This window comes from Pseudomonas sp. 86_A, assembly GCF_017491705.1.
GTDB classification, from domain to species: domain Bacteria; phylum Pseudomonadota; class Gammaproteobacteria; order Pseudomonadales; family Pseudomonadaceae; genus Aquipseudomonas; species Aquipseudomonas koreensis.
In genome coordinates, this window is sequence record NZ_JAFGYS010000020.1 from 74,695 (window position 1) to 93,589 (window position 18,895).

The 18,895-nt window shown below is 62.0% G+C and carries 18 protein-coding genes; 7 read left to right on the plus strand and 11 right to left on the minus strand.

The features are described from left to right. Window positions 1-101: 101 nt before the first annotated feature. On the plus strand, window positions 102-1,322 hold the full coding sequence (locus J5M57_RS25780; protein ID WP_207849983.1) for an MFS transporter: 1,221 nt from the start codon (window positions 102-104) through the stop codon (window positions 1,320-1,322). Here J5M57_RS25780 and cueR read toward each other — a convergent pair. The 3 genes from cueR to J5M57_RS25795 form a co-directional block, all read right to left on the minus strand. Then, the gene (gene cueR / locus J5M57_RS25785; protein ID WP_083367107.1) at window positions 1,276-1,689 is read right to left on the minus strand and encodes a Cu(I)-responsive transcriptional regulator; all 414 of its coding nucleotides are present in this window, start codon (window positions 1,687-1,689) and stop codon (window positions 1,276-1,278) included. The two genes, J5M57_RS25780 and cueR, sit on opposite strands and share 47 nt — an antisense overlap. Continuing rightward, window positions 1,686-4,079 carry a heavy metal translocating P-type ATPase gene (locus tag J5M57_RS25790; RefSeq protein ID WP_207849984.1) on the minus strand — a complete coding sequence of 798 codons (2,394 nt, stop codon included), beginning with the start codon at window positions 4,077-4,079 and terminating at the stop codon, window positions 1,686-1,688. The genes cueR and J5M57_RS25790 overlap by 4 nt, the downstream gene beginning before the upstream one ends. A 106-nt stretch (window positions 4,080-4,185) precedes the next feature. Then, complete coding sequence (locus tag J5M57_RS25795) at window positions 4,186-4,569, minus strand: hypothetical protein (protein ID WP_064585825.1); 384 nt, start codon at window positions 4,567-4,569, stop codon at window positions 4,186-4,188. A gap of 146 nt (window positions 4,570-4,715) precedes the next feature. Here J5M57_RS25795 and J5M57_RS25800 point away from each other — a divergent pair, with 146 nt between their 5' ends. Further along, the gene (locus J5M57_RS25800; protein ID WP_064585826.1) at window positions 4,716-4,916 is read left to right on the plus strand and encodes a cation transporter; all 201 of its coding nucleotides are present in this window, start codon (window positions 4,716-4,718) and stop codon (window positions 4,914-4,916) included. 218 nt (window positions 4,917-5,134) lie between these two features. Beyond that, on the plus strand, window positions 5,135-6,337 hold the full coding sequence (locus J5M57_RS25805) for a multidrug effflux MFS transporter (protein ID WP_207849985.1): 1,203 nt from the start codon (window positions 5,135-5,137) through the stop codon (window positions 6,335-6,337). A 4-nt stretch (window positions 6,338-6,341) separates the two neighbouring features. Here the strand turns inward: J5M57_RS25805 and J5M57_RS25810 are convergent, their stop codons facing one another. Continuing rightward, complete coding sequence (locus J5M57_RS25810) at window positions 6,342-6,515, minus strand: hypothetical protein (RefSeq protein ID WP_169842458.1); 174 nt, start codon at window positions 6,513-6,515, stop codon at window positions 6,342-6,344. Between the two features lie 153 nt (window positions 6,516-6,668). After that, window positions 6,669-7,682 (minus strand): zinc-binding alcohol dehydrogenase family protein, encoded by a 1,014-nt coding sequence (locus J5M57_RS25815; RefSeq protein WP_207849986.1) that lies wholly within the window; start codon window positions 7,680-7,682, stop codon window positions 6,669-6,671. A gap of 149 nt (window positions 7,683-7,831) precedes the next feature. Between J5M57_RS25815 and J5M57_RS25820 the strand changes: the two genes are divergently transcribed. The 3 genes from J5M57_RS25820 to J5M57_RS25830 all read left to right on the plus strand — a co-directional run bounded on the left by J5M57_RS25820 (window position 7,832) and on the right by J5M57_RS25830 (window position 11,310). Beyond that, complete coding sequence (locus tag J5M57_RS25820) at window positions 7,832-8,761, plus strand: LysR family transcriptional regulator (RefSeq protein WP_083367103.1); 930 nt, start codon at window positions 7,832-7,834, stop codon at window positions 8,759-8,761. Between the two features lie 316 nt (window positions 8,762-9,077). Then, complete coding sequence (locus tag J5M57_RS25825) at window positions 9,078-9,809, plus strand: helix-turn-helix transcriptional regulator (RefSeq protein WP_169842456.1); 732 nt, start codon at window positions 9,078-9,080, stop codon at window positions 9,807-9,809. 118 nt (window positions 9,810-9,927) lie between these two features. Further along, the gene (locus tag J5M57_RS25830; RefSeq protein ID WP_207849987.1) at window positions 9,928-11,310 is read left to right on the plus strand and encodes an MFS transporter; all 1,383 of its coding nucleotides are present in this window, start codon (window positions 9,928-9,930) and stop codon (window positions 11,308-11,310) included. A 118-nt stretch (window positions 11,311-11,428) separates the two neighbouring features. Here J5M57_RS25830 and J5M57_RS25835 read toward each other — a convergent pair whose 3' ends face one another. The 3 genes from J5M57_RS25835 to J5M57_RS25845 form a co-directional block, all read right to left on the minus strand. Further along, entirely contained in the window at window positions 11,429-12,382 is a 954-nt protein-coding gene (locus J5M57_RS25835) for an adenosine deaminase (RefSeq protein ID WP_123471122.1), read from the minus strand. Window positions 12,383-12,464: 82 nt separating this feature from the next. Further along, entirely contained in the window at window positions 12,465-13,430 is a 966-nt protein-coding gene (locus J5M57_RS25840) for a 2-oxoglutarate and iron-dependent oxygenase domain-containing protein (RefSeq protein ID WP_207849988.1), read from the minus strand. A 141-nt stretch (window positions 13,431-13,571) separates the two neighbouring features. Then, window positions 13,572-14,645, minus strand: coding sequence for a BMP family ABC transporter substrate-binding protein (locus J5M57_RS25845; RefSeq protein ID WP_207849989.1), 1,074 nt, complete (start codon window positions 14,643-14,645; stop codon window positions 13,572-13,574). A gap of 274 nt (window positions 14,646-14,919) precedes the next feature. Between J5M57_RS25845 and J5M57_RS25850 the strand changes: the two genes are divergently transcribed. Next, complete coding sequence (locus J5M57_RS25850; protein ID WP_207849990.1) at window positions 14,920-16,011, plus strand: calcium:proton antiporter; 1,092 nt, start codon at window positions 14,920-14,922, stop codon at window positions 16,009-16,011. Window positions 16,012-16,131: 120 nt separating this feature from the next. Here the strand turns inward: J5M57_RS25850 and J5M57_RS25855 are convergent, their stop codons facing one another. The 3 genes from J5M57_RS25855 to J5M57_RS25865 form a co-directional block, all read right to left on the minus strand. Continuing rightward, window positions 16,132-17,490, minus strand: coding sequence for an 8-oxoguanine deaminase (locus tag J5M57_RS25855; protein WP_064585835.1), 1,359 nt, complete (start codon window positions 17,488-17,490; stop codon window positions 16,132-16,134). Window positions 17,491-17,751: 261 nt separating this feature from the next. Further along, on the minus strand, window positions 17,752-18,438 hold the full coding sequence (locus J5M57_RS25860) for an SDR family oxidoreductase (protein WP_207849991.1): 687 nt from the start codon (window positions 18,436-18,438) through the stop codon (window positions 17,752-17,754). 25 nt (window positions 18,439-18,463) lie between these two features. Next, window positions 18,464-18,814: a MerR family transcriptional regulator gene (locus tag J5M57_RS25865; RefSeq protein WP_169842450.1), complete on the minus strand. Its 351-nt coding sequence runs from the start codon at window positions 18,812-18,814 to the stop codon at window positions 18,464-18,466. Between the last annotated feature and the right edge of the window lie 81 nt (window positions 18,815-18,895).

Below are 18,895 nucleotides of genomic sequence, written 5' to 3' on the forward strand. Positions count from 1 at the left end.
GCATGGACACCTTGTAGGAGCTGCCGAAGGCTGCGATCTTTTGCCCTGGATTTTAAAAGGCCAGATCAACAGATCGCAGCCTTCGGCAGCTCCTACAAGGAATGTATGTGAACGCCTCGCACAACGCCCGCCTGATCATCACCGCCCGCCTGATCTCCGACTTCGGCGCCTTTCTCAACATGGTCGCGCTGGCGACTTACGTCTACCTGCTGAGCAACAGCGCCATGAGCGTCGGGATTTTTCTCGCCAGCCGTGTGGGCGGGGGGATTTTTGCCAGTTTGATCGGCACGCGTTTCTATCGGCGCTGGCATGGTCGGGGGCCGTTGATTGCCTTCGATCTGTTGCGTGCGACGCTGCTCGGCGGGCTGTTGATTCTGCCGGTCAGCCAGCAGGCGTTGCTGTTGCCAGTGATCGCCTTCGGCCTCGGCTTTGGCAACTCGATGTTCGCCATCGGCCTCAACAGCCAGTTGCCGCGATTGATCGAACCGGCGCAGTTATTGAAAACCAATGCCTGGATCACCTCGGCGTCCTCGGCGGCGATGGTTGGCGGCAGCCTGGTCTCCGGTTTGCTGGTGGCGGCATTCGGCTTTGAGACGGTGTTCGCGCTCAATGCCGTGACCTACTTGTTGGCAGCGCTGTTGATTGCGCCGTTGCGTTTCGCTGCGCCGGCGGTCAGTGAGCAATCGGCCAGCGAAGCCGGCGAATGGTCAGCCCTCAAGCAAGGCCTGCGCAGTGCCCCGGTGATCGCCGCGATGCTTGCCGTGACCATGGCCGACACCTTGGGCAGCGCTGCGCACAACGTCGGCTTCCCGATCATTTCGAAACTGCTGACACCGGATTCGGCCAGCACCACGCTGGGCCTGATGCTGGCGGTGTGGGCCAGCGGCAAATTGCTCGGCGCGCGCATTGCCAGCCGTCTGAAGGGCTCGGACAACATCCACCTCGAACGACGATTTTTCTTCGGCGTGGCGCTGATGTCTTGCGGCTTTATCCTGATGTTCCAGCAACACAGCCTCTTGGGACTGTTGCTGTTTTCATTGCCCGCGGGGTTGGGCGACGGTTTCTCCGAGGTCGGCCTGATGTCGCGCCTGCAACGCGAACCGGAGCGGCTGCGCCTGCCGATCTTCAGTTTTCTGACCTTGCTGCAAATGACCGGATTCGGCGTCGGCATGCTGATTGCCGCGCCGTTCTATGGCTGGTGGACGCCGGGTGCCGTGGTGCTGCTGTTCCACGGCATCCCGCTCGGCACGTTGTTGACCGTGAAAGGCTTGGCGCTCAGACGCGAGCGGGTTGCGCGCAGCAGCCCGACGCCAGCTCCTTGAGGATCGGGCAGTCGGGGCGGTGGTCGCCATTGCAGTGCTCGACCAAGTCCTGCAGGGTGTCGCGCAGCTCGCCGAGTTCGCGGATCTTCTGATTCAACTCGTCGATGTGCTGACGGGCCAGGGCCTTTACATCGGCGCTGGCGCGTTGGCGATCCTGCCAGAGGGTCAGCAGCTTGCCGACTTCTTCCAGAGAAAAACCCAGGTCCCGCGAGCGCTTGATGAACGCCAGTGTGTGCAGGTCGTCGTCGCTGTAGATCCGATAACCGCTGTCGGTGCGATGGGCAGCCTTGAGCAGGCCGATCGACTCGTAATAGCGGATCATCTTTGCGCTCAGGCCACTGTGCCGGGCCGCTTGGCCGATGTTCATCGGTGCTCCTCCAGATCCTTCGGTTTCCAGGTTTTCAACAGTAGCGCATTGCTCACCACACTGACGCTCGACAGCGCCATCGCCGCGCCGGCCAGCACCGGGTTAAGAAAGCCGAACGCCGCCAGCGGAATGCCGATCAGGTTGTAGACGAAGGCCCAGAACAGGTTCTGACGGATCTTCGCGTAGGTCTTGCGGCTGATCTCCAGCGCCGCCGGCACCAACCGTGGATCGCCGCGCATCAGGGTGATGCCGGCGGCATGCATCGCCACGTCGGTGCCGCCGCCCATGGCGATGCCAATGTCGGCGGCCGCCAGTGCCGGGGCGTCATTGATGCCATCGCCGACCATCGCCACCACCCCGGTTTTCTTCAGTTCGGCGACGGTGGCGGCTTTGTCGGCGGGCAGCACTTCAGCGTGCACGCTCTCGATGCCCAAAGCCTCGGCGACCACTTTCGCGCTGCCACGGTTGTCGCCGGTCAGCAGGTGGCTGTGGATACCTCGGGCGGCCAGTTGCTGCACCGCCTGCAGTGCGCCGGGCTTGAGCGTGTCACCGAAGGCGAACAGTCCGAGCACACGCGGTTCAGGGCTTTGTTCGAGCAGCCAGGACAAGGTCCGGCCTTCGCTTTCCCAGGCCAGTGCGGACTCTACGAGGTTGCCGGCGCTGAGGCCGCTTTCTTCAAGCAAGCGCCGATTGCCCAGCGCCAGGCGCCGCCCCTCAAGATTGCCGGCGATGCCACGGCCGGTCAGGGATTGGCTGTCGCTGACATCCGGCACGCGCAGGTCGCGCTCGGCGGCCGTGTCCAGCACGGCTTTGGCCAGTGGATGCTCGCTGCCGCGTTGCAGGGCAGCGGCCAGGGTCAGCAGGGTATTTTCATCGCCGTCCACGGCGCTGAAATGGGCGATGCGCGGGGTGCCGGATGTCAGCGTGCCGGTCTTGTCGAAGACCACGTTGTCGACTTCATGGGCGCGTTCCAGCGCTTCGGCGTCCTTGATCAGGATGCCGTGACGCGCAGCCACACCCGTGCCGGCCATGATCGCCGTCGGGGTGGCGAGACCCAGGGCGCACGGGCAGGCGATCACCAGCACGGCGACGGCGTTGATCAATGCGGTTTCCATCGGCGCGCCGTACAGCCACCAGCCGATCAGGGTGGCGAGGGCAAGCAGCAACACGGTGGGAACGAACACCTGGCTGACTTTATCCACCAGTTTCTGGATCGGCGCTTTCGCCGCCTGGGCGTCTTCCACCAGTCGGATGATCCGCGCCAGCACGCTTTCCGCACCGAGGGCGGTGGTGCGCACCAGCAGGCGACCTTCACCGTTGATCGCACCGCCGGTGACCTTGTCGCCGGGCTGCTTCGGCACCGGCAGGCTTTCGCCGCTGATCAAGGCTTCGTCTGCGTGGCTCTGGCCTTCGAGCACTTCGCCGTCCACCGGGAAACGTTCGCCGGGTTTGACCAGCACTCGGTCATCGAGACGCAGGGCGCTGATCGCCACGTCCTGCTCGCGGCCGTCGATCACTTGAATCGCCCGTTCCGGGCGCAAGACTTCGAGGGCGCGGATGGCGCTGGCGGTCTGGCGCTTGGCGCGGCTTTCGAGGTATTTGCCGAGCAGCACCAGGGCGATCACCACCGCGGACGCTTCGAAATACAGATGCGGCATGCGCCCGGCGGCGGTGGCCCATTCGTACAGGCTCAGGCCATAACCGGCGCTGGTGCCGAGGGCCACCAGCAAGTCCATGTTGCCCGCACCGGCGCGCACGGCTTTCCACGCGGCGACATAGAAGCGCGCACCGAAAATGAATTGCACTGGCGTGGCGAGGGCGAATTGCGCCCAGGCCGGGAGCATCCAGTGAATGCCGAACGGTTGCAGCAACATCGGCAACACCAGCGGCAACGCCAGGGCGACCGCGCAAATCAGCGCCCAGCGCTCATGTTGCAGGCGCCGTTGCGGGTTATCGTTGGTGGGGTGTTCGGCTTCCCAGACGCTGGCCGAGTAGCCGGCCTTGCTCACGGCGTCGAGCAGCGACTGCGGATCGACCTGACCGAGCAGTTCGAGGTGAGCGCGTTCGTTGGCGAGGTTGACGCTGACGCGTTTGACCCCGGGGACTTTATTCAGCGCACGCTCGACGCGGCCGACGCACGAGGCGCAGGTCATGCCTTCAATGCTCAGTTCGAGCGTTTGCTGCGGGACGCTGTAACCGGCGCGTTCAACCGCTTCCATCAATGCCGGCAAGCTGTCGCCGGGGGCCTGGACGCGGGCCTGTTCGGTGGCGAGATTGACGCTGACGGCACTGGCGCCACTGACTTTGCTCAAGGCCCGCTCGACACGCCCGGCGCAACTGGCGCAGGTCATGCCGGCAATCGGCAGATCGAAAGTGATGGAATCGGACATCGGTCGTACTCCCTGTAGTAGATGCCTACAAGGATCAACCTTGCCATGCGGGCAAGGTCAAGCGCCAATCTGCACAGCAAAAGATCGGAGGATCTTTAAGGGCGACTCAATACTCGAGGGCGGCAGGTCGCAGGTACAAGCCCTTGGCATTTGCCGCGATCCGGTATTTCACCACGTCTCCGGCCTTGAGCGAGATGTCCTGCGCGGGCGGTGCCAGCATGCCTGGTTGGCAACCTGGCACCTGGCCCGGCAACTGTTTCAGACGAATGGAAATCGTACCGTGGGGCAGATTGAATGAGGTGGTCTGTTCCTGCAGCAGGCGCCCGGCGAGTTGATCATTGACGAACACGCCAATCTCGCAGGACGTCGGTACTTCCAGGCGCTCGCGCGAGATGATCAGAACCGCGTAGTCCTCGCCGGTCGCGTTGGCCTGGGGCAGGGCGGCAAAGAGGCTGAGCAAGCCAAACAGGCTGAAAGCTGACCAGCGCATGGCTGAATCTCCTGAGTTTGAGTCATTGATGCACGCAGCTTGGCTGAGCGCGACGCCGAATGCCAGCCCGGCAGTTTTTCGCAGAACTTGACCTTCACGGTGGCAAGCTCGAGACTTGCGGCAACTTCACTCAAAGGAGTCAATCCATGCAAGTGTTCAGTGTTCAAGGCATGTCCTGCGGTCACTGTGTCAAAGCCATCACCCACGCGGTGCAGGCCAAGGATCCGGCGGCAAATGTGCGGGTCGATCTGGCGGCCAAGGAAGTCGGCGTCGAGAGTTCGCTCAGCCCAGAGCAGGTGATCGAGGTGATCAGCGAAGAGGGCTACCCGGTAAAACTGGCCGAGTGATCAAAAGCAAAAAGATTGCAGCCTGCGGCAGCTCTTGCAAGGTATTGGTGTGGCTCCTGTAGGAGCTGCCGAAGGCTGCGATCTTTTGATCTTTGCAGGCAAGCTCCACAGTGCAGTTCGTCTGACTTTTTAATAGTTAGCGAGCTATCGGAATGTTCAAGGCGTCCATGCGCGGCTAGACTGTCTGGCTGCCGACTTCAATCCCACCTGGATGCCTGATGAACTTCCGTACCATTCTGATTCTCGGTGCCCTGAGCGCCTTCGGTCCGCTGGCGATCGACTTCTATCTGCCGGCGTTTCCGTCGATGGCGCTGGCCTTCGGTACTGATGAGAAACACGTTCAGCTGACTTTGGCGGCGTACTTCGCCGGCCTGTCGATCGGGCAATTGCTCTATGGCCCGGTGGCCGACCGTTTCGGTCGGCGTTTGCCGCTGCTGGTCGGCGTTGGCTTGTTTACGCTGGCCTCACTGGCCTGCGCCTACGCACCGAATCTGGAGTGGCTGATCGGCGCACGCTTCGTCCAGGCTCTGGGCGGTTGCGCGGGGATGGTGATCTCCCGGGCGGTGGTCAGTGACAAGTGCGATGCCGTCGGTTCGGCGAAAGTCTTCTCGCAATTGATGCTGGTGATGGGCCTGGCGCCGATCCTCGCACCGCTGCTTGGCGGTTTGCTGGTCAACACCACGGGCTGGCAGTCGATCTTTCTCACCCTCACCGGTTTCAGTGCCCTGGCCGGGCTCGCGGTGGCGCTGGGCCTGCCGGAAAGTCTGCCGGACCATGTGCCGCGCCAGCCGTTGTCCGGGGCGCTGCGCCAATACGGTCGCTTGTTCGGTGACCGGGTGTTCCTCGGCCATGCCCTGACCGGCGGCATCGCGGTCGCCGGGATGTTTTCTTACATCGCCGGCTCACCCTTCGTTTTCATCAAGCTCTACGGCGTGCCGGCCGAGCATTTCGGCTGGTTGTTCGGCACGAATGCGGCGGGTTTCATTCTTGTCGCTCAGGTCAATGCGCGGCTGCTGGCCAAGCGTGGCCCGGCGTTTCTGCTGGCGCGCGCGGTGTGGGTGTATCTGTTGGCCGGGGTGACGCTGCTGGCCGTCAGTGCAATGCACACCGAGGCGTTGTGGCCGTTGTTGATTCCCTTGTTCGTGTGCATCGCCAGCCTCGGTTGCATCCTGCCCAACGCCTCGGCCTGTGCGATGAACGGCCAGGGTGCGCGCGCCGGCAGTGCCTCGGCGCTGATGGGCTGCCTGCAGTTCAGCGTGGCATCCGGCGCGGCTTCGCTGGTCGGAATTCTGCACGACGGCAGCGCCATGCCGATGGCCATGGTCATCAGCCTGTGCGGATTACTGGTGGTGAGCGTCGCCATGTACACCCGGCATTTGCAGAATGCCCGGGCGCTGGCGCAAGCACAGGCCGAAGCCTGAAATCTCAGCCGACGGCGCGTTGCTGTCCGGGTTGGGGAATCTGATGGGGCGCGTGCAGGCGCGCTTCGAGGGTGCGGGTGAAGGCGAGGGCTTCGGCTTCACTGCGGAATGTCACGGCGTGTTGATCGAGGCGAACTTGCCACTGAGACTTGGCCACTTCTTTTATCAGGATCTTCATTGCTGACCTCCCTTGCGTAAAAGATGTATCGCAGAGGTTTCGAGTGTAGACCTGAATACGATCGGATTTGTGACAACGATCAAGCATCTGACTGACGGCAAAAAACAGCGCCAGCCCTGATGAGGACTGGCGCTGATGATGACTGTCGGGTTCTCAGAAACTTTCTAAAACAATTTTGCCTTTGGCCTTGCCGCTTTCCAGCAGCTCATGCGCGCGGCGCAGGTTCGCCGCGTTGATCGTGCCGAAATGCTCGCCCACGGTGGTCTTCAAGGTCCCCGCGTCAATCAGTTCGGCCACGCGGTTGAGCAGGTTGTGCTGCTCGATCATGTCCGGGGTTTCGAACAGCGAGCGGGTGTACATGAATTCCCAATGCAGCGACAGACTCTTGCGCTTGAGTTTGGTCACGTCGAGCGATTTGGGATCGTCGATCAGCGCCAGTTTACCCTGCGGCGCCAGCGCTTCGACCAATTGATCGAGGTGCTGATCGGTCTGGGTCAGGCTGGCAACGTGGGTCACGTGGTCGATCCCGGCGCGCTTGAGTTCTTCGCTCAGCGGCTGGCTGTGGTCAATCACCAGATCGGCGCCCAGTTCGGTCACCCAGTCACGGGTCTGCGCGCGGGAAGCGGTGCCGATCACCTTGAGCCCGGTCAACTCGCTGGCCAGTTGAGTGAGGATCGAACCGACGCCACCTGCGGCGCCGACAATCAGCAGGCTCTGGCCTTCGTCGGTCTTGCCTTCGCGGACCTGCAGGCGTTCGAACAGCAATTCCCAGGCCGTGATGGCGGTCAGTGGCAGTGCCGCGGCTTCGGCGAAACCGAGGGACTTGGGCATGTGGCCGACGATTCGCTCATCGACCACGTGCAGTTCGCTGTTGCCGCCGGCACGGGCGATGGAACCGGCGTAGAACACCTTGTCGCCGACCTTGAACAGGCTCACTTCGCTGCCGACCGCCTTGACCACACCGGCCACGTCCCAGCCCAGTACTTTCGCCGCGCCGTTTTCCGGCGCCACGTTCTGCCGCACCTTGGTGTCGACCGGATTTACCGAGATGGCTTTGACTTCCACCAGCAGGTCGCGCGGGCCGGCGACCGGTTCTGGCAGTTCGATGTCTTGCAGGGATTTTTCGTCGCTGATCGGCAGGGAAGCGTAATAGGCGATGGCTTTCATGACTTGCTCCGTAACGGTAATAGAAGAAGGGCTCAGGTGCTCAAGCCGTGGTTAATCTCGATGGACAGATAATTAGCTATTTCTCGACGCGATAAAACCGGCTAAAAGAGCAGTCTCTTTCAATATCTTTTTGATAATCGAGGCTGAGAATGCTGCGTTTCGATGATTTGCAGTTGTTCGTCCGTGCAGCGGATCTGGGCAGCCTGTCGGCGGCGGCCCGGGTCATGGACATGTCCGCTGCCGTAGCCAGTGCCGCCCTCAAGCGCATCGAACAGCAACTGGGCGCACGCCTGCTGGCGCGCTCGACCCGCAGCCTGCGCCTGACTGCCGAGGGTGAAGGCTTTCTCGAATACGCGCGCGCCGCCTTGAGTCAACTGGATGAGGGGCGGCGCTACCTGTCCAGCGCGCAGGATCAGGTCAGCGGGATCCTGCAACTGTCAGCGCCTTCGGACTTCGGCCGCAACCTGTTGCTGCCGTGGCTCGATGAGTTTCAGCGCGAACACCCGAAGCTGACCGTACGCCTGCTCCTGGGGGATCGCATCGCGGATCTGTTCCGCCAGCCAGTGGACATCGCCTTGCGCTACGGCGCGCCGGAAGACTCCAGCCTGGTCGCCTTGCCCATCGCGCCGGACAATCGACGGGTGCTCTGTGCGTCGCCGGCGTATCTGGCACGCCATGGCGAGCCGCGCCAGCTCGAGCAACTGGCGCAGCACAATTGCCTGCTGTACATGCTCGGCAGCCGGGTGCACGACCATTGGAGCTTTCATGATGGCAAACGTGAAGTCGGCCTGACGGTCAGCGGTGACCGTTTCAGTGATGACGCCGACGTGGTGCGCTTGTGGGCAGTGGCGGGGGCGGGGATCGCCTACAAGTCGTGGCTCGATGTCGGCGCGGATGTCCTCGCCGGGCGTCTCAAGGTGCTGCTGCCCGAATTGCTGTGCGAGCGCGCCCCGCTGAATCTGTTGTGCGCCCATCGCGCACAATTGAGTAAGCCGGTGAACCTTTTAAGGGAAATGCTCGCCAGCCGATGCGCCGAACTGAGTAGTCAATTTCCGCATTTTCAGAGAGTTGATCATTAGTCGCAGGTAATTAGCGAAATTTCACTCAGCAATTATCACCATTCGTGACGGCCGCGACGCAGGAAGCGCCGAGCATCCCGCTTATACTAGCGGCCGCCTCAAACCTGCACCGACAACCGGCCAGGACAGAATCAGCCCGGTTTTTCCCGGGCCTGGCCTGCTCAGCACAAGCGCCCCGGCCCCACCATTGACGGGTGCGGCACCACCGGCCGGCCTCGCTCCGGTTGATGGCGTTTTACGCGTCTTGGCCGACGACACATTACTGGTCAAGATGTCTTCGAGCAGTAGACGATACGATTCAACAGGGAGTGAATACATGGAACATGCACCTTGCATCAGCCAGATCGCCACGCTGCTGGCCGACCCCAAGCGCAGTGCGATGATGTGGGCATTGATGGATGGCTCGGCCCGTCAGACCGAGGAGCTGGCGTTGCTGGCAGGCTTGTCGCCATCGTCGGCCAGTGCGCATCTGGGGCGTTTGTCCGCCGGTGGCCTGTTGAAAGTCGAGGCCCGCGGGCGCAAGCGTTTTTTCCGTCTGGCCGCCCCGGAGATCGCCACGGCCATCGAAGCTCTGGCCAGTGCCACGCTCGCCAGTGCACCACGCGACATTCCTCACGTATTCAAGCGCTCGACCCCGATCGCTCGTTCTCAGACCGCACCGTCTTCGCTGCTGCGCGCGCGTTTTTGCGATGACCATTTGGGTGGCACGCTGGCCGCCGATCTGTACCAGCGCTTGCTCGATGCCCGCTGGATCGAACAGATCGAACAGCGCGTGGTGGTGACGCTCAAGGGGTCGACACAGCTGGCGGACCGCGGCGTATTCATCCAGGCCCTGGCCCATCGCAAGGCCCAGGTGGCGTGCGCCTGTCCAGACTGGAGCGAGCGGCGTCCGCACCTGGGCGGCGCGCTCGGAGCGGCGTTGTTGCAGTTGTTCATGCAGTCCGGCTGGCTGACGCTGCCCAAGGACTCGCGTGCCTTGCAGGTCACCCCGGCCGGGCAGCGGGAGATACACCGTTTCGCCCGGGAGACCGAGCTGGAATTGGCGTAACAGAGCCTTCGCCGGGCGTCGGCGTCGCCAGTGACTGCGAACAGGTCGTATCCAGAAAAAGCGCCCGGCCGTTATCGCGCACACTCGATCCGCACACATTGCGGAGGGGGAGCTGGGCATGGATACGCGAAACTTCAGTGCGGCAGAACGACTGGAGCGCCTGCCGCTCAGCGGTTATCACCGGGTCATTTTCATCATCATTGCCCTGGCGTTCTTTTTCGACTCGATGGACCTGGCGATGATGACGTTCCTGCTCGGCTCGATCAAAAGCGAATTCGGCCTGAGCAGTGCCCAGGCCGGTTTGCTCGCCAGTTCGAGTTTTTTCGGCATGGTGCTGGGGGCATCGCTGTCGGGCATGCTCGCCGACCGCTTCGGACGCAAACCGGTGTTCCAGTGGAGCATCGTCCTGTGGGGCGTGGCCAGTTACCTGTGTTCGACCGCGCAAACGGTCGAAAGCCTGACGCTGTTCCGCATCCTGCTGGGGATCGGCATGGGCATGGAGTTCCCGATCGCGCAGTCGATGCTCTCCGAGCTGATCCCGGCGCAGCGTCGCGGGCGCTACATCGCGTTGATGGACGGTTTCTGGCCGCTGGGTTTTGTCGCGGCGGGGGTGTTGTCCTACTTCCTGTTGCCGCTGATTGGCTGGCGCGACATCTTTCTGGTGTTGGCGGTACCGGCGGTATTCGTGCTGGCGATCCGCTTTTTCATCCCCGAGTCGCCACGCTGGCTGGAGCAGGCCGGGCGGCACGAGGCGGCCGACAAGGTCCTGAGCGCGATCGAACAGCGCGTGCGCACATCGCTCGGGGGCGCGACATTGCCTGAGCCGCTGCGCTTGCCGCGGACGGTGACGCCGCCAGGCAATTTTTTCTCGGCCCTCAAGCAGATCTGGTCGCCGCAATACCGCCAGCGCACCACGATGATCTGGAGCCTGTGGTTCTTTGCCTTGCTCGGTTTCTACGGACTGACGTCATGGCTCAGTGCGTTGCTGCAACAGTCGGGTTTCGCCGTGACTCAGTCGGTGTATTACACCGTGCTGATTTCCCTGGGCGGGATTCCCGGTTTCCTGATGGCGGCGTGGCTGGTCGAGCGCTGGGGGCGCAAACCGGTGTGTATCGTGACCTTGCTCGGCGGCGGGGTGATGGCGTTTCTGTATGGTCAGAGTGCGGTGTTCGGCGGCAACGTCGCGTTGCTGATCGGCACCGGGCTGTTGATGCAGTTTTTCCTGTTCGGCATGTGGGCGGTGCTCTACACCTACACGCCAGAGCTGTACCCGACCTCGGCGCGGGCCACAGGCTCGGGTTTCGCCTCGGCAATTGGCCGTGTCGGCTCGTTGCTGGGTCCGCTGGTGACCGGGCTGGTGTTCCCGATTACCGGGCAGGGCGGGGTGTTCGCCTTGGGCGCGTTGTGTTTCGCGATTGCGGCGGGGGTGGTGTGGCTGTTCGGGATGGAGACGCGGGGTAAAACCCTGGAGGAGCTGACTGAAACCCAATCTATCGGCTAACACCGATCCAATGTAGGAGTGAGCCTGCTCGCGATAGCGGTCTGTCAGGTAACACATCGGTGTCTGACACTCCGCTATCGCGAGCAGGCTCACTCCTACTAAGGTTTTGCGGTGTTGCTTACGGTTTTACCAGGCGCGCATCCAGGCTGTTCTGCGCCAGGCGCTTGGCCTGATCCTGGGTCATGCCCAAATGTTCGTACAGCGCGTGGAAGTTCTCGGTGACGTAGCCGCCGAAGTACGCCGGGTCATCGGAGTTCACCGTGACCTTCACGCCACGCTCGAGCATGTCGAGGATGTTGTGCTGCGACATGTGATCGAACACGCAGAGCTTGGTGTTCGACAGCGGGCACACGGTCAGCGGGATCTGCTCGTCGATGATCCGCTGCATCAGGCGCTCGTCTTCGATGGCACGCACGCCATGGTCGATACGCTGGATTTTCAGCAGGTCGATGGCTTCCCAGATGTACTCCGGCGGGCCTTCTTCACCGGCGTGGGCGACGGTCAGGAAGCCTTCGTGGCGAGCGCGATCGAACACACGCTGGAACTTGCTCGGCGGGTGGCCCATCTCGGAACTGTCCAGACCGACAGCGACAAACGCGTCACGGAACGGCAGCGCCTGATCGAGGGTTTTCTGTGCTTCGTCTTCGCTCAGGTGGCGCAGGAAGCTCAGGATCAGTCCGCTGGTGATGCCCAGTTGCTGCTCGCCGTCCTTCAGCGCGGCGGCGATGCCGTTGAGCACCACTTCAAACGGAATGCCGCGGTCGGTGTGGGTCTGCGGGTCGAAGAACGGTTCGGTGTGAATCACGTTCTGCGCTTTGCAGCGCAGCAGGTAGGCCCAGGTCAGGTCGTAGAAATCCTGCGAGGTGCGCAGCACGTCGGCACCCTGGTAATACAGGTCGAGGAATTCCTGCAGGTTGTTGAAGGCGTAAGCCTTGCGCAGGGTTTCGACGTCGCTCCACGGCAGGGCGATCTTGTTGCGTTCGGCCAGGGCGAACAGCAATTCGGGCTCCAGCGAGCCTTCCAGGTGCAAGTGCAGTTCAGCCTTGGGCAAGGCGTTGAGCCAGTCGTACATATGCTTTTCTCATCAGGTGCAGATGGCGGCCATTCTACAGATGCGCGCCGAAACAATTGGCAAAACCTGACCAAGCGATCCGTCAGACCGCTTCCGGCTCACGACGATAGGCGTAGGTATCGGCGAAGCGTGAGAGCAGGAATTCGGCGCAAGTGGTCGTCGGATATTTCGCCGGGTGTTGGGCGTCCTGGCAACCAGGCAGGCATTCGATACGCGTGTCCGGGTGCGGCTCGGCGAAGAACGGCATCGAGTAACGATCCAAGCCCAGCGGGCTGATCACCCGGTGCGGCGTCGAGCGATAACGGTCGTTGCTCCAGCGCGCCATCATGTCGCCGAGGTTGACCACGAAGGTGCCGTCAATCGGCGGCGCATCGATCCATTGGCCATTGACGTTCTTCACCTGCAGGCCGCCGGCGCTGTCCTGATACAGCAGGGTGATGCAGCCGTAATCGGTGTGCGCCCCGGCGCCTTGCTGCTCGGCGCTGCTGGCGGTGTGGCGCGGCGGGTAGTGGATCAGGCGCAGCACGCTGACCGGCTCAACGAAGCGCGAGTCGAAGAAATCGCGCTCGATGCCCAGGGCAATTGTCATCGCCCGCAGCAGGGTTTGCGCGAGGGCCTGCATGTCGAGGTAGTGCTGCTCCATCAGCGCCTCCCAGCCTGCCTGCGCCGGATGGCGATTGGGCCCGCGCAGCGGTTTTTCCGCGAGCACCTCGGGATGTTCCGCCGGCAAGTGCAGGCCCATGTCGAAGGTTTCTTTGAGGTCGCTGGGTTTGCTCGGGTCGAGCTGCTCGGTGGCAATGGCGCCGTAGCCGCGATGGTGGCGGGTCTGGGTGATGTCGATCTGGAGTTTTTCTTCTGCCGGTAGCGCGAAGAAGCGTTGCGCGTGATCAAGCAGGGCGGCGATGCGTTGCGCGCCGATCGGATGGCCCTTGATGTAGAAGAAGCCCCATTCGCGACAGGCCAGGTCGATTTGCGCGGCGACGGCGGGCCAGGCGTTTTGGTTGTCGGTGTAGAGCGGGCTGATGTCGATGATCGGGAGATGATCCATACACAATCCTTGAACACGCTGAAGATCAAATGTGGGAGTGAGCCTGCTCGCGATAGCGGTGTATCAGGCAACACTTTTGCTGAATGACACACCGCTATCGCGAGCAGGCTCACTCCTACAGGGGATGGTGGTGGGGCCGAATTACTTCGGCATCTCAGCCTTCATCCCTTCCACGTAATAGTTCATCGACGCCAGTTGCGCATTGGTCGCACTCACCCCCGCCGGGATTTTCTCGACCCCGGCCTGATCCTTGATCGGCCCGGTGAACGGTTGCAGCGCGCCGCTCTTGATGTCGGCAATGATCTGCTCGGCCTCGGCTTTCACCGGGGCCGGCACCAGGTCGCTGATCGGCAGTTCAACCGTGCCTTCCTTCAGTCCGCCCCAGTAATCCTGTGACTTCCAAGTGTGGTCGATCACGCTTTGCGTGGCCTGGATGTAGTGCGGTGCCCAGTCATTGACGATCGAAGTCAGCACCGCTTTCGGGCCGAAGTGCGCCATGTCCGAGGCGTAACCCACGGCGTATACGCCACGGCGCTCGGCCGCCTGGATCGGCGCCGGGCTGTCGGTGTGCTGGAACACCACGTCCACGCCCTGGTCGATCAGCGCGTTGGCGGCATCGGCTTCCTTGCCCGGGTCGAACCACGAGTTGACCCAAACAACCTTGATTTCGGTGCCGGGGTTGTACTTGTTCAGGGCCAGCTGGATGGCGTTGATGTCGCGGATCACTTCCGGAATCGGAAACGAGGCGACATAACCGATCTTCTTGGTCTTGGTCATCTTCGCCGCGAGGAAGCCGCCGACATAACGACCCTCGTAGGTGCGCGCCAGGTAGGTGCCAAGATTCTTGTCCTGCTTGTAGCCGGTGGCGTGTTCGAAGGTCACCTTGGGAAACTGCTTGGCGACTTTCAGCGTCGGGTTCATGTAGCCGAACGAGGTGGTGAAGATCAGGTCGTAGTTGTCCTTGGCCATGTTGCGGATCACCCGCTCGGCGTCGGCGCCCTCGGCCACGTTCTCGACGTAATTGGTGGTGATCTGCGGGCCGAATTTCTCCGCCAGCGCCTTGCGCCCCTGTTCATGCTGATACGTCCAGCCGTGGTCGCCGATCGGGCCGATGTAGACGAAACCGATCTTCAGCGGATCGGCAGCGCTGGCGCTCAGGCTGATCCCCAGACCGATGGCGGCGCACAGCAGTTTGTGCAGCGGACGTATTTGCATGAATTCGAACTCCATTTTGTTGTGTGTGGTCAGGGCTAATGCAAATTGCTGACCAACAGGACAACAAAGCAAAAGATCGCAGCCTGCGGCAGCGCCTGTAGGGGAATGCGAAACCTGTAGGCGCTGCCGAAGGCTGCGATCTTTTCAGCGCCGGAACCAACGCAGTGCAAGCCAGCGGATTCACGCTATCGGCTGGTGCGCTAAGGTGTAACGAAACGTTAGCGCCGCGCCGCAGTCAGTAGCTCATTCGAACCTCTCGGCAAAAAGGCCCGCCATGCTCACGATCCTCAAGCAAGAAAGCTTTCTGTTGCTGGCGGTGATTGCCGCGTGCATCGCCTATCCGCTGGAACACTGGATGCTCAATAGCGGGCAGGTCGTCGCGCTGATCTGCGGTCTGGTGCTGATCGCCTTCATCGTCGCCGCGTCGATGCGCGTCGCCCATCACGCCGAACTGCTCGCGGAAAAAGTCGGCGACCCCTACGGCACGATGATCCTGACCCTCGCCGCGGTGCTGGTTGAAGTGGTAATCCTGGCGATCATGATGAGCAACGAAGCCTCGGCCACGCTGGTGCGTGACACGATCTATTCGGCGGTGATGCTCGACATCAATGGCATCCTCGGCCTCGCCGCGCTGATGGGCGGACTCAAGCATGGCGAACAGTCGTACAACGATGATTCGGCGCGCAGCTACAGCGTGATGATCCTCACCGCCATGGGCGTGTCGATGGTGGTGCCGGAGTTCATTCCGGCGGCCAACTGGAAGGTTTATTCGGCGTTCACCATCGGTGCGATGGTAGTGCTTTATGCGTTGTTCCTGCGTATGCAGGTCGGGCCGCACAGCTATTTTTTCAGCTACAGCTACCCGGACAAACGGCGCAAGAAGGAACCGCAGGACGCGCAGGCGAAAGCACCGAGCATCGGCCTGTCGATCGGCATTCTGGTGTTTGGCATTGTGGTGATCGGCGCTCTGGCCGAAGTGATGTCGAAGACCCTCGACCTGGGTCTGGAAGGCACGGGCGCACCGCCGGTGATCACGGCGATCCTGGTGGCGGCGATTTCCGCGGCGCCGGAGATTCTCACCGCGTTGCGCGCAGCCTTGGCCAACCGCATGCAATCGGTGGTGAACATTGCGATGGGCGCGTCGCTGTCGACCGTGATCCTGACCGTGCCAGTGATGGAAGCGATGGCGCTGTATACCGGTCAGCCGTTCCAGATGGCGATGACCCCGGTGCAGACGGTGATGATCTTCATCACGCTGATTGTCAGCGCGATCAACCTGAATGACGGCGAGACCAATGCCATCGAAGGTATGACCCACTTTGTGCTGTTTGCGACGTTCATCATGCTGTCGCTGCTGGGCCTCTAGACCCACCACAAATCCTCTGTAGGAGCTGCCGAAGGCTGCGATCTTTTGATTTTGATTTTCAAAAACAAGATCAAAAGATCGCAGCCTTCGGCAGCTCCTACAGGGTTTCATCGGCGAGGATCAGCTCCCGGCAATCAACTGCCGAGCCGCCTGGCTGTGATCGGCGATCAGGCCTTTGAGGTCCAGCCCTTCAACCTGGCCGTCAACCACGCGCCACTTACCGCCAATCATCACCCGATCCGCACGATCCGCACCGCACAACAACAGTGCCGAGATCGGATCATGGCTGCCGGAGAAACGCAGCTCATCGAGCTTGAATAGCGCCAGATCCGCCTGCTTGCCCACCGCCAGTTCACCAATGTCGGTACGGCCCAACAGGCTCGCCGAACCCTTGGTGGCCCAGCCGAGTACGCGTTCTGGGGTGATCTTCTCGGCGCCGTAACGCAGACGCTGGATGTACAGCGCCTGCCGCGCTTCAAGGATCATGTTCGACGCATCGTTGGACGCCGAACCGTCCACACCCAGACCAAACAGCGCGCCGGCATCGGTCAAGTCGATGCTCGGGCAGATGCCGGACGCCAGGCGCATGTTCGAACTCGGGCAATGGCAGATACCGGTGCCGGCCTGACCGAGGCGGGCGATTTCGTCCGGGTTGAAATGGATGCCGTGGGCCAGCCACGTGCGCGGGCCGAGCCAGCCGACGCTGTCCAGATAATCCACGGTGCGCAGGCCGAAGCGCTGCAGGCAGAAGTCTTCTTCGTCGAGGGTTTCCGCCAAGTGCGTGTGCAGGCGGACGTCGAGTTTGTTCGCCAATTCGGCGCTGGCCGACATGATTTCCGGGGTCACCGAGAACGGCGAGCACGGCGCCAGGGCGATCTGGATTTGCGCACCGTCGCCGCGCTCGTGGTATTCGTGAATCAGGCGCTGACTGTCGTCGAGAATCACCTGGCCTTCCTGCACGGTCTGCTGCGGTGGCAGGCCGCCGTCCTTCTCGCCGAGGCTCATCGAACCGCGGGTGAGCATGGCGCGCATGCCCAGTTCGCGCACGGTTTCGACTTGCACGTCGATGGCATTTTCCAGACCGTCCGGGAACAGATAGTGATGGTCGGCGGCGGTGGTGCAACCCGACAGCAGCAACTCAGCCAGCGCGACTTTGGTGGCGAGGGCGAGTTTTTCCGGGGTCAGCCGCGCCCACACCGGGTACAGGGTTTTCAGCCACGGGAACAACGGCTGATTGACCACCGGCGCCCAGGCGCGCGTCAGGGTTTGATAGAAATGATGGTGGGTGTTGATCAGGCCCGGCAGGATCACATGCTCGCGGGCATCGAACACTTCATTGCACGGCGCCGACGGTTGCTGACCGGCTGCCAGCACTTCGACGATGACACCGTCTTGCAGCACCAGACCGCCACGAGCATCAAGCGCGTTGGCCGTGAAAATGGCGAGGGGATTTTTTAACCAGGTACGGGTCGCAGGCATTGTGGCCGGCTCCTCTGAAAGTGGGTTCAGGGTTGCCAGCTCAGTGTTGCCCTGTCTGCTGATCCAGGGTCGCCGCGAAGGACGAGGTGCGCAGTTTCAAACAAATCGTCGGATCGGGCAAGCCCGACCCGACAGCCAACGCATCACTCCCTGTAGGAGCTGCCGAAGGCTGCGATCTTTTGATCTTGAAAAAACAAATCAAAAGATCGCAGCCTTCGGCAGCTCCTACAGGTATGTGGGGATTTCATAGGTCTCGTGTGCTTACCAGGGAATGGTTTCACCCTTGTAGTTGATGAAGTGATGCCCGCCCTTGCCGGTATACGCATTCACCTGATCAATCAGCCCACGCGTGCTGGTCTCGACATCCAGGTCGGCACCTTCACCGCCCATGTCGGTCTTCACCCAACCCGGATGCAGCGACAGCACGGTGAGTTTCTGCTCGCCCAATTGCGTGACGAAACTGTTGGTCATCGAGTTCAGTGCAGCCTTGCTCGCCTTGTACAGCGCCAGCTCCGGTGCGTCGGGTACCGACACGCTGCCGAGCCCGGAACTCATGAACGCCAGCACGCCGCTGCCGTCGCGGATCTGCCCGACGAAGCGTTGCGCCAGGTTGATCGGTGCCACCGCGTTGGTGAAGAACAACTGGCCGACTTCGGCCAGCGTCGCGCCACCCGGGGTCTGCACCTCCGGGCCTTTGACCCCGGCGTTGACGAACAGCAGGTCGAAGGTTTCGCCTTTGAGCTGTTGGCTCAGGGCGATCACGGCTTGCTGATCGTCCATGTCGAGTTTCTCGATGCGCACATTGCCCAGCGCTTGCAGCGCCTCTGCCTTCTGCGGGTTGCGCACGGTCGCGGTCACTTGCCAGCCGTCGGCCAGCAGGGTTTTCACCAGCCCGAGGCCCAAGCCACGGGAGGCGCCGATGATCAGTGCGTTTTTTGCCTGGGACATGACGGGATTCCTTGAAGGTTACGGTTCACGGATTCAATGGACACGCCTGACCGAGCCGTTGTTGCAACTCTCGTCGCAATACATCGAGTTCGCTCATGCGGGTTTCAATCAATTGCAGTTTGTCACGCAGCAGTTGCGCCACGGCACTGTCCGGGTCGGGGGAGTTCCACAATGCGGCGACGCTGTTGCCGATCTCGCCGAGGGTAAACCCCAGGCGCTGCGCGGTCTTGATGTAGAGCACCAGTTGCACCATCTCCGGCGGATAGTCGCGATAGCCGTTGGCGCTGCGTTGCGCCGCGATCAACCCGCGCTGCTCGTAGAAGCGCAAGGTATCGCGGCTGACGGCGCTGGCCAGGGCTAATTCACCGATGCGCATACGGGGTCTCTAAAGAGGTCTTGACCCTGGAGCATACTCCAGGCTTTACCGTGAGTGCTCCCTGAATTTCTGGAGCATGGA

Bases quoted from the DNA above. Each gene is read 5' to 3' on its own strand.
- J5M57_RS25815 (WP_207849986.1), bottom strand. From the start codon at position 7,682: ATGAAAGCCATCGCCTATTACGCTTCCCTGCCGATCAGCGACGAAAAA.
- J5M57_RS25840 (WP_207849988.1), bottom strand. From the start codon at position 13,430: ATGGATCATCTCCCGATCATCGACATCAGCCCGCTCTACACCGACAAC.
- J5M57_RS25830 (WP_207849987.1), top strand. From the start codon at position 9,928: ATGGATACGCGAAACTTCAGTGCGGCAGAACGACTGGAGCGCCTGCCG.
- J5M57_RS25855 (WP_064585835.1), bottom strand. From the start codon at position 17,490: ATGCCTGCGACCCGTACCTGGTTAAAAAATCCCCTCGCCATTTTCACG.
- cueR (WP_083367107.1), bottom strand. From the start codon at position 1,689: ATGAACATCGGCCAAGCGGCCCGGCACAGTGGCCTGAGCGCAAAGATG.
- J5M57_RS25780 (WP_207849983.1), top strand. From the start codon at position 102: ATGTATGTGAACGCCTCGCACAACGCCCGCCTGATCATCACCGCCCGC.
- J5M57_RS25835 (WP_123471122.1), bottom strand. From the start codon at position 12,382: ATGTACGACTGGCTCAACGCCTTGCCCAAGGCTGAACTGCACTTGCAC.
- J5M57_RS25790 (WP_207849984.1), bottom strand. From the start codon at position 4,079: ATGTCCGATTCCATCACTTTCGATCTGCCGATTGCCGGCATGACCTGC.
- J5M57_RS25820 (WP_083367103.1), top strand. From the start codon at position 7,832: ATGCTGCGTTTCGATGATTTGCAGTTGTTCGTCCGTGCAGCGGATCTG.
- J5M57_RS25850 (WP_207849990.1), top strand. From the start codon at position 14,920: ATGCTCACGATCCTCAAGCAAGAAAGCTTTCTGTTGCTGGCGGTGATT.
- J5M57_RS25845 (WP_207849989.1), bottom strand. From the start codon at position 14,645: ATGCAAATACGTCCGCTGCACAAACTGCTGTGCGCCGCCATCGGTCTG.
- J5M57_RS25800 (WP_064585826.1), top strand. From the start codon at position 4,716: ATGCAAGTGTTCAGTGTTCAAGGCATGTCCTGCGGTCACTGTGTCAAA.
- J5M57_RS25825 (WP_169842456.1), top strand. From the start codon at position 9,078: ATGGAACATGCACCTTGCATCAGCCAGATCGCCACGCTGCTGGCCGAC.
- J5M57_RS25865 (WP_169842450.1), bottom strand. From the start codon at position 18,814: ATGCGCATCGGTGAATTAGCCCTGGCCAGCGCCGTCAGCCGCGATACC.
- J5M57_RS25805 (WP_207849985.1), top strand. From the start codon at position 5,135: ATGAACTTCCGTACCATTCTGATTCTCGGTGCCCTGAGCGCCTTCGGT.
- J5M57_RS25795 (WP_064585825.1), bottom strand. From the start codon at position 4,569: ATGCGCTGGTCAGCTTTCAGCCTGTTTGGCTTGCTCAGCCTCTTTGCC.
- J5M57_RS25810 (WP_169842458.1), bottom strand. From the start codon at position 6,515: ATGAAGATCCTGATAAAAGAAGTGGCCAAGTCTCAGTGGCAAGTTCGC.
- J5M57_RS25860 (WP_207849991.1), bottom strand. From the start codon at position 18,438: ATGTCCCAGGCAAAAAACGCACTGATCATCGGCGCCTCCCGTGGCTTG.